Source organism: Tsukamurella paurometabola, assembly GCF_900631615.1.
Classification (GTDB): Bacteria; Actinomycetota; Actinomycetes; order Mycobacteriales; family Mycobacteriaceae; genus Tsukamurella; species Tsukamurella paurometabola_A.
Genome location: NZ_LR131273.1, coordinates 3,671,012 through 3,683,548, shown reverse-complemented (window position 1 = coordinate 3,683,548; position 12,537 = coordinate 3,671,012). Strand labels below are relative to the sequence as shown.

At 71.0% G+C, this 12,537-nt stretch carries 14 protein-coding genes and 1 tRNA gene; 8 read left to right on the top strand and 7 right to left on the bottom strand.

The genetic code is table 11. The annotated features are described in order from the left end of the window. Nucleotides 1-9 precede the first annotated feature (9 nt). A complete protein-coding gene (locus ELY19_RS18420) occupies nt 10-924 on the top strand; it encodes a phosphotransferase (RefSeq protein WP_126197514.1) in 915 nt (304 codons plus the stop codon). Nucleotides 925-939: 15 nt separating this feature from the next. Here the strand turns inward: ELY19_RS18420 and ELY19_RS18415 are convergent, their stop codons facing one another. The 3 genes from ELY19_RS18415 to ELY19_RS18405 all read right to left on the bottom strand — a co-directional run bounded on the left by ELY19_RS18415 (nt 940) and on the right by ELY19_RS18405 (nt 2,468). Continuing rightward, nucleotides 940-1,380, bottom strand: a complete 441-nt coding sequence (locus ELY19_RS18415) for a nitroreductase/quinone reductase family protein (protein WP_126197513.1) — start codon at nt 1,378-1,380, stop codon at nt 940-942. A gap of 186 nt (nt 1,381-1,566) precedes the next feature. Then, nucleotides 1,567-2,274 carry an NAD(P)H-dependent oxidoreductase gene (locus tag ELY19_RS18410; protein WP_227966950.1) on the bottom strand — a complete coding sequence of 236 codons (708 nt, stop codon included), beginning with the start codon at nt 2,272-2,274 and terminating at the stop codon, nt 1,567-1,569. 117 nt (nt 2,275-2,391) lie between these two features. Further along, nucleotides 2,392-2,468: transfer RNA gene (locus ELY19_RS18405), tRNA-Pro, on the bottom strand. Nucleotides 2,469-2,673: 205 nt separating this feature from the next. Here ELY19_RS18405 and ELY19_RS18400 point away from each other — a divergent pair. Further along, on the top strand, nt 2,674-3,738 hold the full coding sequence (locus ELY19_RS18400) for a PQQ-dependent sugar dehydrogenase (protein WP_126197511.1): 1,065 nt from the start codon (nt 2,674-2,676) through the stop codon (nt 3,736-3,738). 39 nt (nt 3,739-3,777) lie between these two features. Next, the gene (locus tag ELY19_RS18395) at nt 3,778-4,236 is read left to right on the top strand and encodes a hypothetical protein (protein WP_126197510.1); all 459 of its coding nucleotides are present in this window, start codon (nt 3,778-3,780) and stop codon (nt 4,234-4,236) included. A gap of 24 nt (nt 4,237-4,260) precedes the next feature. Here the strand turns inward: ELY19_RS18395 and ELY19_RS18390 are convergent, their stop codons facing one another. From ELY19_RS18390 to ELY19_RS18380, 3 genes are all read right to left on the bottom strand, one after another. After that, on the bottom strand, nt 4,261-4,995 hold the full coding sequence (locus ELY19_RS18390; RefSeq protein WP_126197509.1) for a tyrosine-protein phosphatase: 735 nt from the start codon (nt 4,993-4,995) through the stop codon (nt 4,261-4,263). Between the two features lie 47 nt (nt 4,996-5,042). Then, nucleotides 5,043-5,516: a hypothetical protein gene (locus tag ELY19_RS18385; protein WP_126197508.1), complete on the bottom strand. Its 474-nt coding sequence runs from the start codon at nt 5,514-5,516 to the stop codon at nt 5,043-5,045. A gap of 77 nt (nt 5,517-5,593) precedes the next feature. After that, nucleotides 5,594-6,964, bottom strand: a complete 1,371-nt coding sequence (locus ELY19_RS18380) for a DUF2252 domain-containing protein (RefSeq protein ID WP_126197507.1) — start codon at nt 6,962-6,964, stop codon at nt 5,594-5,596. Nucleotides 6,965-7,075: 111 nt separating this feature from the next. On the opposite strand from ELY19_RS18380, the gene ELY19_RS18375 reads away from it, so the two are divergent. The 5 genes from ELY19_RS18375 to ELY19_RS18355 all read left to right on the top strand — a co-directional run bounded on the left by ELY19_RS18375 (nt 7,076) and on the right by ELY19_RS18355 (nt 11,050). Then, on the top strand, nt 7,076-7,858 hold the full coding sequence (locus ELY19_RS18375; RefSeq protein WP_126197506.1) for a siderophore-interacting protein: 783 nt from the start codon (nt 7,076-7,078) through the stop codon (nt 7,856-7,858). 126 nt (nt 7,859-7,984) lie between these two features. Then, the gene (locus ELY19_RS18370; protein WP_126197505.1) at nt 7,985-9,124 is read left to right on the top strand and encodes an MlaD family protein; all 1,140 of its coding nucleotides are present in this window, start codon (nt 7,985-7,987) and stop codon (nt 9,122-9,124) included. 151 nt (nt 9,125-9,275) lie between these two features. Beyond that, complete coding sequence (locus ELY19_RS18365; protein ID WP_126197504.1) at nt 9,276-9,770, top strand: hypothetical protein; 495 nt, start codon at nt 9,276-9,278, stop codon at nt 9,768-9,770. Nucleotides 9,771-9,773: 3 nt separating this feature from the next. Beyond that, the gene (locus ELY19_RS18360) at nt 9,774-10,688 is read left to right on the top strand and encodes a hypothetical protein (protein ID WP_126197503.1); all 915 of its coding nucleotides are present in this window, start codon (nt 9,774-9,776) and stop codon (nt 10,686-10,688) included. After that, a complete protein-coding gene (locus tag ELY19_RS18355) occupies nt 10,685-11,050 on the top strand; it encodes a GntR family transcriptional regulator (RefSeq protein ID WP_227966948.1) in 366 nt (121 codons plus the stop codon). Before ELY19_RS18360 ends, ELY19_RS18355 begins: the two co-directional genes overlap by 4 nt. A 166-nt stretch (nt 11,051-11,216) precedes the next feature. Here ELY19_RS18355 and ELY19_RS18350 read toward each other — a convergent pair whose 3' ends face one another. Next, nucleotides 11,217-12,533: an MFS transporter gene (locus tag ELY19_RS18350; protein ID WP_227966946.1), complete on the bottom strand. Its 1,317-nt coding sequence runs from the start codon at nt 12,531-12,533 to the stop codon at nt 11,217-11,219. Nucleotides 12,534-12,537 lie beyond the last annotated feature (4 nt).

Below are 12,537 nucleotides of genomic sequence, written 5' to 3'. Positions count from 1 at the left end.
GCCCTCGACGTGTTGACGCCCCCGGACCGGCCCACCGCCGCCGACGTGCTCGCCGCGGTGCGGGACGCCTGGTCGATGGAGGTGACCGCGGCCGTTCACCTGCCGCTCGGCTTCGGCGCCCACCACTGGCGGGTCGACGGTGCCGCCGGGGCCGCGGCGTTCGCCACCGTCGACCTCGACACCGAGATCCGGCCTCTGGAACTGACCGCTGCCGCCTACCGCTCGGCCGCCCGGCTGCAGGCCGACGGGGTGCCGGGCGTCGTCGCGCCGGTCCCTGCCGCCGACGGCCGGTACCTCGTCCCGCTCGGTCCGGACGGCCTGAGTCTGACCCCGTGGCTCGACGGCCGCACCCCGTCCGAGGACGAGGCACGCGCCGCGGCTGAGCGAACCGTCGGCCTCCTGCTCGAGCTGCACGCCGCGACGCCGCCCGCCGGGATCCCCCGCTGGTCGACGCGCGTACCCGCCGACCTCGCGACGCGGGCGGGGCGGATGACGGCGAAGCCCTGGGACCAGGGACCGTACGGCGAGGCCGCGCGGGCCGCCGTCGCGAGCCGGCTCGACGCGATCGGAGACTGGGTGGTGCGGCACGCCGCACTGGTGGCCCGCGCGGGCACCGGCGCCGGGTGGGTGCCGACGCACGGGGAGCCGCACCACGCCAACCAGATGCTCATCGGCGATGAGCTGGTGTTCGTCGACTGGGAGTCGCTGCGCCTGGCACCGCCCGAACGCGATCTGCTCGACGTGCCCGCCCCGCTCCGCCCGGCGTTCGGCGCACGGGACTGGGCCGTCGAGCTGTTCGCGCTCGAATGGCGCCTGACCGAGATCGCCGAGTACCTCGACGGGTTCAGCGGCCCCCACGGCGACGGCCCCGACGAGGTGGCGGCCTACCGCGGCCTGTTGGAGGAGCTCGGGCTCACGCCGTGATCCGCGGCCCGTCCGTCACCGCGGAGTGAGGACCACGACCGGGATGTCGCGGTCGGTGCGCTTCTGGTAGCCCTCGTATCCGCTGTAGGCCCGGGTGATCTGCGGCCAGAGCCGCGCCTTCTCCTCGGGCGTGGCGGCTTTCGCGGTCCACGGGGTGGTGACGTCGTCGACCGTGATCTCGACGTCGGGGTTCGCCGCGAGGTTCTTGAACCAGTCCGGGTTGTCCGAGTGTCCGCCCTTGGACGCGACCACCACGACGCGATCCGGTCCGTAGATCGGCGCGGTGAGCATCGTCGACCGACGTTGGCCGGACTTGCGTCCGATCGTGTGCAGTTCCAGCGTCTGCATGCCCAGCACGCGCTTGGGGAAGCGACCGCCGGTGATCGCGAGCAGGGCGCGGTGCCCGTTCTCGAGACCCCACGCGCCGAGCTCCGTCACCTTGTCAGAAAGACTCATGCGCCCATCATGCACGCCGCGACGCCCACCCGCCCGCCTGCGACTGCCGTACGGTCGGGGTATGGCCCCGCGCTCCGTCCAGATCGTCCTCTTCGACGGGACGACGTGGCCGCGACCGCGACGGGTAGGGCCGAACTCGACTACCGGACCGACTCGACCGAGGACCCTTTCGCGGCGCTGCACGGCCTATGACGGGTGCCGATGCGCCGGACCTCCGGACAGCCCCGCGGCCACGTGCGGGTGCAGGGCGATGGAGTGGTCGTAGAACTCGTCCGTCATCGGCAGATACGGGATCGGCGCCTCGGTCGCGACGGTGCCGAGCCGCTCCGCGAGGTTCGCGGCGAGGCGGCGCGCGCCCACGGCGTCGATGCCGTGCACGTCCGTGATGAGGTGCGGCGCCAGCGCCTCCATGCCCGTGTACCAGAACGTGCCGTGCAGGAGGGTCCAGAACAGGTCCTCGACGTCGCCGCTGATCCCGCGCGGCGAGATCGAATTCGCCCGGTCGCCGGCGGTGACGACGGCCAGTGCACGGCGGCCGGCGAGGCCACCATCGCCGTACTTGCGGTTGCGCCCGGTGACCGGGTCCGGGACGTCGTAGGCGAACCCCCGTTCGAAGACCCGGTCGATCCAGCCCTTGAGCATCGCCGGCGGGCCGTACCACCACAGAGGGAACTGGAGGACAACGAGATCCGCGGCGAGGAGGCGGCGTTGTTCCGCCCGGACGTCCGCGCCGCCCTCCTCGACCAGGATCGGGTCGAAGCCCTCCGCGTACAGGTCGGCCACGTCCACCGACCACCCGTCGGCCCGGAGCCGCGCTCCCCCCGCTTCCCGGAGGGTCGCGTTGAGCGAACCCGGCCGCGGATGCGCGTAGACCCACAATGCGTGCGCGTTCACTCGTTCACCGCCCATGTCAGAGCCAACCCCGCAGCGGCGTCGAGGATTCCATCGGGCATCCGGATCAGCAGCCCGGAAACCAGAGAAGTCCCGAGACACTGTGTGTCTCGGGACTTCTGGTCGGGCTGACAGGATTTGAACCTGCGACCACTTGACCCCCAGTCAAGTGCGCTACCAAGCTGCGCCACAGCCCGTGGCCCGCTCTCGCGGTGCTGTAGGAGATTACCCCATGGGTCACGTGGAGGAGAAATCGCCTGGACGCGGAGTCAGTGCCGCGCGTTCGCGAACGGCAGACGCCCGCCCGTGTCGCGCCTCGAAGGCGGCGAGCATCGCGCTCAGTCAAGCATCGATCGCAGGCGCAAGCCGGTGGAATCGGACGTTCCGCCCTAGTGTGGACGCATGCGCACCCCGATCCGGCACCGAGGCGTGGCGGTCGCACTCCTCGCGGCGCTGACCGTCACGGCGTGCGGGGGCGGCGCACCGTCGGACATCCCGGAACCGCGCTCGAGCGCGGCCCCAACCGCGGAGACCACGATCGCGACGGGCCTCGACGCACCCTGGTCGATCGCCTTCGCCGACGGCGCTCCCCTGGTCAGCGAGCGCGACCGCGGCAGGGTCGTGGAGATCGTCGACGGGAAGCCGCGGGAGGTCGGCCGGATCGAGGGCGTCGCGGCGCGCGGCGAGGGTGGGCTGCTCGGCATCGCGGTCCACGCCGGCGATCTCTTCGCGTACTTCACGACCGCGACCGACAACCGGATCGCCCGCATGCCCCTACTGGGCACGCCGGGTGCGCGCACCCTCGGCCCCGCTCGCACGATCCTCACGGGGCTGCCCGCCGCGTCGATCCACAACGGCGGTCGCATCGCGTTCGGGCCCGACGGCATGCTGTACGCCACCGTCGGCGACGCGGGGCGCCCGGACGACGCGCAGGATCCCCGAGCACTCGGCGGCAAGATCCTACGGATGACGGCCGACGGGACCCGCCCCGCGGACAACCCGTTCCCCGATTCGCTCGTCTTCAGCCTCGGCCACCGGAACGCCCAGGGACTGGCCTGGGCACCCGACGGTGCGCTCTACGCCAGCGAGTTCGGCCAGAACACCTGGGACGAACTCAACCTCATCCGCGCGGGCGCGAACTACGGCTGGCCGGTGGTCGAGGGCATCGGGCGACGCGAGGGCTTCGCCGACCCGCTGCAGCAGTGGGACACCTCGTCGGCGAGTCCCAGCGGGATCGCCGTGGTGGGCACGGATCTGCTCATCGCGAACCTCCGGGGCGAGCGGCTCCGGACGGTACCGCTGGCCGCCACCGGTACGGCCACAGAGCAGTACCGCGAGGCCCTGGGTCGCCTCCGCGATGTGGTGCGGGCGCCCGACGGCTCGGCCTGGATCCTCACCAACAACACCGACGGTCGCGGCGACCCGAGGCCCGGCGACGACCGGATCGTGCGGGTGGGTCCGCGTTAGCCCAGCTACCTGCGGTGTACGCGCGGTACAGTGGCGTGCATGAAGCGTGCTCTCCTGGTGTCGGCGATCGTCGCCGCCTCCTGCGTGGTCGCGCTGCCCGCCATGGCCGAGCCGGCCGTCGACGGCGACCGCTACCGCGCCGAGGGCGGCGGCTACGCCTTCCTCTACCGCTACGACGGCGGCAAGCGGGTCTGCACCATCGAGGCGGACCCGACCACCGTGCGATGCGGGATCTCCGCGCCGGCGGGCACGCGGATCACGGTGAAGAATCGCAGCGTCCGGCCCGAGGCCGTGGAGATCACCGAGCGCGGCTGGCGCTACCTCGACAAACTCTCCGTGCAGGAGCGTCCGCGGGCGCTGCCCGAAGGGGCCCGGCTCTCGGTGCACGGTGCTTCGTGCACCGCGCTGCGCGACGGCGGCTTGGACTGCTCCGTCGACGCGGCAGGCTTCACCCAGGAGGACGGGCGGTTCTCGACGCGCGGCCGGAAGCTGGGCTAGGCGGCTCGGAGCGCCGGCGCCTGCTCAGCCGACCAGTTTCGCGTGCAGACGCTCGATGACGGCGTCGTCGAGCCCCAGCCCCGCGCGGACGTACCCGGCGAAGTCACCGTATCGGGCATCGGCCTCGTCGAACGCCGCGGTCAGGGCCTCGGGGAAGACGCCGGCGAGCACCCGCGCCGCTTCGCCGATCGCCTCGCCGCGCTCGGCCGCCGCTCCGGCGGCGATCTTGTCGATCACGGCGGCGGAGTAGTCGTTGGTCAGCAGGTAGTCGGCCATCACGTCGTCGGGCGAGACCCCCACGATCCGCTGCACGATCGCCGCGGCCCATCCCGTGCGGTCCTTGCCCGCGGTGCAGTGGAAGACCTGCGGGCGATCCTCGCCGGCGACGGCGCGCACCAACGTCGCGAACTGGGCGCGCGCGTTGTCCTCGCTCACGAACATCCGGTAGACATCGGTGAGCAGGCCGCGGGCACCCGCGGCGTCCTTGAGCGACTTCGGATCCAGCGCGCCGAGCTCCACGTCGTCGCCGATCACGTTGAGGCGCACGTACCGGGCACCGTCGGGCACGACATCGGGCTTGGGGGTCACCTCGGCCGTCATGCGGAGGTCGAACACGTCCGCCAGGCGGGCCTCGGCGAGCCGGGCGGGGTCGATGGCGTCGGCGTCCAGGGCGCTGGAGCGGAAGAGCAGGCCGCGGCGCATCCGACCACCGTCGGCCGCGTAGCCGTCGACACCTGCCACGTCGCGGAAGTTGTGCACGGGCCGAGCCTAATCCACCGGGCCCGCGCCTCCACCCGCAGCGCCGCTCAGGCCAGGCGTTCGAGGCCGCGACGGGCGCAGGCAGCGGGCCACCACGCTCGGGCCCCGGGGGTCGCGAGGCCGTGCGGCAGCGTCAGTGCGAGGGCGATCGGCGCATCCACCGGCACGTCGACGGGAACCTCGACGCGGGCGGCGAGACGCGCACCGTCGGCGCCGCGGACCAGCAGCTGCCGCATGCGGGCACCTGCGAGCCGAGCGCCGGGCCAGGCGACGTCGGCCAGGCGCGCGTGCGGCGGGAGCTCGCCGGCGACGTCGCAGATAACCACCGGGCCGGATCGCACGAGCCGGCTGATCCGGCTCACCACCACGGGGTAGGCCGACGGTGCGCCGTCCGCCAGTGCGGCTGCCGGGGTGCCGGCGATGAGGACGTCGTCGCCGTCCATCGCGGTCCCTTCGGGCCAGATCGTGGGGTCGAACGAGCGGGCGACGCCGGCGCGGGCGAGCGAGGGAAGTACCTCCATCAGAGTCACGCCTACCGGTCTACGCGGACCGCGCGGCGGACGGAAGATCCGGCGGCGTCAAGGTCGCGCTAAGACCGTCAGACGCCCGGCTCGGCGCACGGCAGAACTCCGGCCTTGACGGCGGCCTGCACTGCGGCGTAGTCCTTTTCGTTCTGATCGGCGTACGCCGTGGCGAACTTCGCGACGGCCTCCTCGAACTCCGCCGACTTCCCGAGGTAGGCCGAGGCGGTGGCGGATCCCGGCGATTGCGCGTGGGCGCGCGCCAGGACCGCGGCGCACGCCTGGCCGTACCGCTCGAACTGGTCGTGGGTCAGCAATTCGGGGACGACGGAGCCCTTCATGTCGCGGAACTGTCGCCAGTAGAAGTCCTTGCCTCGGATCGTCGGCGTGTAGCCGAGGAAGGAATCGGACTGCGCCTGCAGGATCTGCTGTCCGGCGACGACGCGCCAGGCCTGCGCCCCGCTCGACGGTGCGCGCGGGGGCATCGTCGACGGGCCGAGCTTGCCGTAGGTCTGCAGGACCGATTGCGTCGCCTCCTTGACCTGGAGGAAGAGGGTCTCGGTACCGCCACCGGGGACGTCGCGCCCGAGCAGGACGATGAAGCAGCGGGTGCCGACGCTGCCGACGCCGACGACCCGCAGCGCCCAGTCGAGCACGCGGAACTGCCCCAGTAGTTGCGCGGCGTCGGCGCGGATCGAGTCGAGGTACTTCGCGTAGAGGCCCTCGAAGCCCTCGACGAGCTTCGCCGGTGCGGGCACGAGGGTGGGCGGGTCGGCGACGATGTGCGGCTCGCCGTCCGCGCTCGTCGCGGTGATCTTCTCGACCATGCGCGCCGACGTGCGTTTACGCGCCTTCTTGGCCGTCTGCTCGATGAGGTCCCTCAGCGACTGGTCGTCCGCGGCCTGTGCGGTGAGCCGGTCCACGTCGACGGACAGGTAGTAGCGGTCGACGGCACTCTGTCCGACGAGGCCGGCGAGCGTGGTCCGGTAGGCGCCTGCGGCGCTGACGACGGCGCCGCGCGCCTGGTCCTCGGTGTACCCGTTCTCGCGGGCGGCGATCATCACGCTCGCCGCGAGGCGCTTGACGTCCCATTCCCAGGGAGCGTTGCCCGCCTCGTCGAAGTCGTTGACGTCGAACAGCTGCCGGCGCTCCGGGGAGGCGAACAGACCGAAGTTGGAGATGTGGGCGTCGCCGCAACTCATGACCGTGACGCCGGTGTCGGCTTCGCCCGCGAGGTCGTGCGCCATGAGTGCCGCGCCACCGCGGTAGAAGGAGAACGGCGAGTGCAGCATGCGCGAGATCCGCACGGGCACCAGTTCCTGGATGCGGGTGCTGTTCTGCTCGCGGATGATGTCGACGGGATCGCGGCCGTCCGGAGTGAAGGCCGCCTGCGCGGATCGGGGGACGCGCTTGCGAAGATCCTTGCCGTTCGGGGCATCTGCACTCATGGTGGGAGATGCTAGTCCCGGCCCACCCCGGGACGGACCGTTCTGAGTAGCAAACCCCACCCCCGACCGATTGATTAGGAGACCCTAACTTTCGAGGCGTACGGTGGAGTCGTGACTGATTCGCGTACTGAAACTCCACCCGCCCGGCGCCCGCGGCCGACGTACGAACTCACGGTCGTGCGCACCGAGACGATCGGCGCCCACCTGGTCCGCGTGATCGCCGAGGGCGAATCCCTCGCGACCTTCGGCGACCCCGACCTTCCCGGCCTGCCGAGCACCGACGCGTACGTCAAACTCGCCTTCGGCGATGCGACGCGCACGTACACGGTGCGGTTCTTCGACCGCGCCGAGCGCACGATCGCGATCGACTTCGTGGTGCACGGCGACGAGGGGCTCGCCGGCCCCTGGGCACAGCGCGCCCGGGCGGGCGACACGCTGACCCTCATGGGCCCGGGCGGCGCCTACACCCCGGACCCGGCGGCGGCATGGCACCTCCTGGCCGGCGACCTGTCCGCGGTGCCGGCGATCGCGTCGGCCCTCGAGGCGCTGCCCGGGGACGCTCGGGGCGCCGCGCTCATCGAGGTCGAGAGCGACGCCGACCGGGTCGCGCTCACGGCACCGTCGGGCGTGGACGTGCGATGGGCCGTGAACCCCGATGTGGCCGACGTCGATTTCCTGGCACGCCAGGTGGCCGTCGCGGACTGGCCCGCGGATCGCAGCACCGCACACGTCTTCGCCCACGGCGAGCGTGAGTCGATCAAGGCGATCCGCAAGGTGCTGCGCGAACTCGAGGTGCCCCGCGAACGCATCTCCATCTCCGGGTACTGGGCGCGGGGCCGCGCGGAGGACGCCTTCCAGGCGGAGAAGCGCACCGCCGTGGGGCAGATCGACTGACGCCTCCCGGGGTCCGATCGGACGCGGACGTGTCTGTCGTCACAGCAACGCCGGCGACGTGAGTGTGGGCACAAAAGGCCCCGCCGGAGCATGGATTTCAGACAGCTACGGATAATTTGTCTATCTGTGGATCTTGCACCGGTGCCCGGCTTCTCCCCGTCGCCCGCCCAGCTCCGGCGGCGCGGCGTCGCGTTCAGCCTGTGCCTGGTACTGATCGCCGCCGTGGCGTGGGGCGTGAACGCTCTGCGACCGCAGGACGTCTTCACGTTCACCCTGCGCACTCCGTCGGTCGCCGCCGGCATCGTCGAGGGCGCCAAGGTCCGGATTCAGGGCGTCGAGGTGGGCACCGTCTCCGAGATCCGGGCGCTGGGGAACGCCCAGCAGGGCGTCACCCTGCGCATCGACGGTCCCCAGGGCCGCTCCCTCACGACCAAGGTGGAGGCCGCGTTCTCGGCGGGCAATCTGTTCGGCGTCTCCGAGGTGATCCTCACGCCCCACGAGGGAGGTGCCGCGCTGCAGAACGGCGCAGAGCTCGCCCCGACTCGGCGGATCACCGACAACACCATCTCCAACATGATCACCACGCTCGGCGACGTGAACAAGGACGCGCTGCGCCCCCACATGAGCCAGCTGCTGCTCAACCTCAACGCGTCGTCGGAGGCGATGCTGCCGCTGCTGACCGCGGTGGGCAGTCTGACGCAGGCCGTACAGGACACGCAGCGCCTGTCGACGTCGCAGACCTTCCCCACGGTGACCGCGTCGCTGCGAGCGGCCGACTCGTCCCTGGCGGCGTTCATCCCGGCGTTCCGCACGAACTTCGAGCACAAGCCGCTGCACGACGGATCGAGCGCGCGGACGATCGCGATGCTCGATGGGATCAACAACGAGCGCACCGGTATGCTCGCGGGCCTCGAGGCCATCCTTACGCCGGAGGCCCTCAACGGCCTCCGAACCGCGACACCGATGCTCGTCAGCCTGCTGCAACCGCTGCTCAAGGCGTTCCCGAACGGCAGCGCGAGCGGCGTCGGCGTGCAGCTGTCGCAGCTCATCGAGAACGTCCGTCGGGCCATGCCCAACACCCCCAACGGCCCGGTGCTGAACCTTCGCCTGTCCGTGGACTACCCCGCCATCGCCGCCCTGCTCCCTCCCGGCGCTGACGCCGCGAAGCCCGGCACTCCGGCCAAGCCCGGTTCCGGGTCCCCGGCGAAGCCGGCCTCTCCGTCGAAGCCCGCCTCCCCCACCACCTCCGCGTCGGCCCCGCGCTGACACGGGCACCCACAGACACGGAACGCGCCCGCCGAGAGGCTCTCGGATACCCCCAACCCCTCATTTGTTTCAAACAGTTGACACATTACGGGTGTCGTGATCAACTCCTTGTATCAAACACACGACACAAGGAGTCAAAATGCGTTGCTCCGTGATCGCCGCTCCGGCGGTTGTTCTCGCCGTCCTGCTCACCGGCTGCGGCATGAGTACGACGGTGACGAAGTACCCGGTGTCGGGCACGCTAGTCGCCCTGCCGGAGTGCCCGGGCGAGGACTTCATCGTGTTCAACGAGGGAATCGGTCCAGCCATCAAGCGGGCGAGCCAAGGGCTCGCCGAACTGGAGCACCCAGTCAACTTCAGCGGCTCCTTCCGTGCAGACCAGGCAGCGGACGGGCGACTCGCGCTCACGATCGAGATGTGCGGACCGGGCGCCGGCCCTGACGAAACACGGGACGGTGCCACCACACTCGCACGATCCTTCGCTCGCACCGAGGGCCTCCGTGACAAGTTGGGCAGCATTCTGGTCATCAACAGCGACAACGGAATCCGCATCGAAACCTCCCTGTTCGACAAGGAACGATTCGACACCGACACCCCTGTGGCCGACCTCCGGTCCGAGTGGCGCGACGCCCCCAAGGAGAAGTGACCGATGCTCGGAGCAATCCTCCTTCTGCCCCTCATCCCGCTGGCGATCGCCGCCGTGATCGTCCGGTTGGTCTACGTGCTGGCGACCACTGACACAGCCACGGCACGCACCCCGGAGGCACGACGCGCATCTCGTTGGGTGGCCGGGGTACTCGGCGTCTCCTCCGTTCTCGCCGTCGCCACTGCGATGGTTCTGATCGCCAACGACCGCCTCGGTCGAGGGCTCCTCCTCGCCTTTCCATCCCTGCTCGTCGTCCTACAGATCGGGCTGGCCGTCGCCACACGCATCATCGGTTCAGCGGTTCGCGTTCGCGAGTCGGTGCGGGTCGCTTCGCTCTCGCCACGGACGATCGGTGTCACAGCGCCCCGCAAGCTCCTCGTCGCCACCGCAGTGGGCGTCCTGGGCGCCTTGTCGTTCGCCGCGATCGGATGCGCCACCGCAGCCGCCGATGACAATGGTCTGAGCCGCGCCTTCGCCTCCCCCGGCGAGTACGGCGGCATCGAGATCACGACGCCGTTCGTCGGCTCGTTCTACGCCGTCCCAGCGGCGCTCGCGATCACGGTGTCGACGGTGCTCACTGTCTCGACAGTGATCGGGGCCCGGCGGTGGGGAGCCCTGAACCAGGCCGAATTGGATATCGCTCTTCGCGTCGCGATCACTACCCGCACGATCGCCGCGACCGCGATGACGACCGCATTCCTCCTCGTCGTGATGGGTTGGTCTCTCATCGAAGCATCACTGCAGGTCGCACACTCGCCAGATGATTCGGCCTGGTGGTCGATCGGCCGTTTCGGCTTTCCGCTCGGCGCGGCGTTCGGCTTCGCCCTCGGGATCTGGGCATTCATCGCCTTCCTGGTTCCGGCACGCGTCAGGAAGGCAGCGACCGCACCGATTCGCTTGCAGGAGGTGCGGCCGTGACCGGTCCAGCGATCGTGGTGCGCGCCGACGATCCGCTGCCTCCGTACGAGCAGATCCGGCGGCAGATCGCGGGCGTGATCGCCTCGGGCGGACTCCAGCCCGGCGACCGGCTGCCCCCACTGCGACAGCTGGCGCGGGACCTCGACGTGGCCGTCGGCACCGTCGGTCGGGCGTACCGGGACCTGGAGGCGCAGGGGTGGGTGGAGTCGCGGCGCGGACGTGGCACGCACGTGCTCTCGCCGCCCACCGCCACCGTCGCGCCGCCGACGGAGGACCTGCACCGCCTGGCTCGCAACTATCTCGCCGCCGCCATGGAACTGGGGTTCACGCACCAGCAGGCCGTCGACGCCGTGCACCGCTGAGCAACGGCGCCCGCCGATGAACCGACAGAAACGGAGCGACTCTCGGATTCCGTCCACCCCGGACACCGTGTCCGTTCCGGACAGAATCCGAGAGTGCACCGGTCCGGACTGTGCGCCCCGCCTCCGTCGAGCCCGGCCGCCGGCGCCCGGCGCACGACGAGCCCGCTCAGGCGAGCGCGCGATCGCGGGCGGGGCGAACCTGCAGGAGCAGGAGCAATCCCAGCGCGAGGACGACGAGAATGCCGCCGATACCGGCCCGATCGGTGCCGAACGCCGCAACGAAGATCCCGAACAACAGCGGACCGAGGAACGACGCCGCGCGGCCGGTCGTCTGGTAGAGCCCGAACATCTGGCCCTCACGGCCGGGCACCGTCATCCGCGCGAGCATACTGCGCGCCGACGACTGGGCCGGGCCCACGAACACCGTGAGCATCAGCCCGAAGATCCAGAACATGGCCTCGCCGCGCACGAACAGCAGCACCGTCCCGGCCATCAGCATGCCCACGAGACACGTCACGATCACCGGCTTCGGGCCGACGCGATCGTCGAACCGGCCAGCGACCACCGCACCCAACGCCGCCACGACGTTCGCGGCCACGCCGAACAGCAGCACCGTCGATTCGCTCATCCCGTACACGCTGTGCGCCAGCACCGCGCCGAAGGTGAAGGTCGCCGCGAGCCCGTCGCGGAACACCGCCGACGAGACCAGGAACCACACGACGTTGCGGTCCGCGCGCCACAGCGAGCCGATCGTCGCGAACAGATCCCGGTAGGCCCCGACGATCCCGCGCCGGGGCACCGCGGTCGGGTCCGCGGGGAGCTCGGGCACGAGGAACAGCACCGGCAGCGCCGATATCGCGAACCATACGGCCGCGAGCAGCGCGACGAGCCGGATGTTGAGCCCGCCCTCGGTGGGCACGTTCAGGAACCCGCGGGTCGGGCCGTCACCCGCGATGAAGCCGAAGTTGCAGAGCAGCAGCAGGACGATGCCGCCGAAGTAGCCGCAGGCCCAGCCGATCCCGGACACCCGCCCTATGGTCCGCGGAGTCGAGACCTGCCGGAGCATCGCGTAGTACGGCACGTTCGCCAGCTCGAAGGCCGCCGTCCCCACCGCGAGCAACAGCAGGCCGAGCCACAGGTACTGGTACTCGTCACGGACGAAGAAACAACCGGCGGTACACAGCGTGACGACTGCGCTCCACACGGCGAGGGAGAACTTCCGCCGACCGGCGGCGTCGGCGCGCCCGCCCAGCACCGGCGCCGACAGCGCGACGACCACCCCGGCCGCGGCCATCGCCCACGACAGCCAGCTGGTGGCACTGATCGAGCCCGGGAGATCCTCGCCGACCGCACCGGTGAGGTACACGGTGAAGATGAACGTGGTCATCACCGCGTTGAACGCGGCGCTCCCCCAGTCCCATGCGCACCACGCCGCCACCTGCCGGCGCGGCACGGGAGCGGCCGGCACCTCCACCGCCGTCACGGCG

What these genes read in the sequence shown, in the direction of transcription:
- ELY19_RS18415 (WP_126197513.1), bottom strand. Translation starts at nt 1,380, where the DNA reads ATGAGTCTTTCTGACAAGGTGACGGAGCTCGGCGCGTGGGGTCTCGAG.
- ELY19_RS18400 (WP_126197511.1), top strand. Translation starts at nt 2,674, where the DNA reads ATGCGCACCCCGATCCGGCACCGAGGCGTGGCGGTCGCACTCCTCGCG.
- ELY19_RS18395 (WP_126197510.1), top strand. Translation starts at nt 3,778, where the DNA reads ATGAAGCGTGCTCTCCTGGTGTCGGCGATCGTCGCCGCCTCCTGCGTG.
- ELY19_RS18385 (WP_126197508.1), bottom strand. Translation starts at nt 5,516, where the DNA reads ATGGAGGTACTTCCCTCGCTCGCCCGCGCCGGCGTCGCCCGCTCGTTC.
- ELY19_RS18380 (WP_126197507.1), bottom strand. Translation starts at nt 6,964, where the DNA reads ATGAGTGCAGATGCCCCGAACGGCAAGGATCTTCGCAAGCGCGTCCCC.
- ELY19_RS18360 (WP_126197503.1), top strand. Translation starts at nt 9,774, where the DNA reads ATGCTCGGAGCAATCCTCCTTCTGCCCCTCATCCCGCTGGCGATCGCC.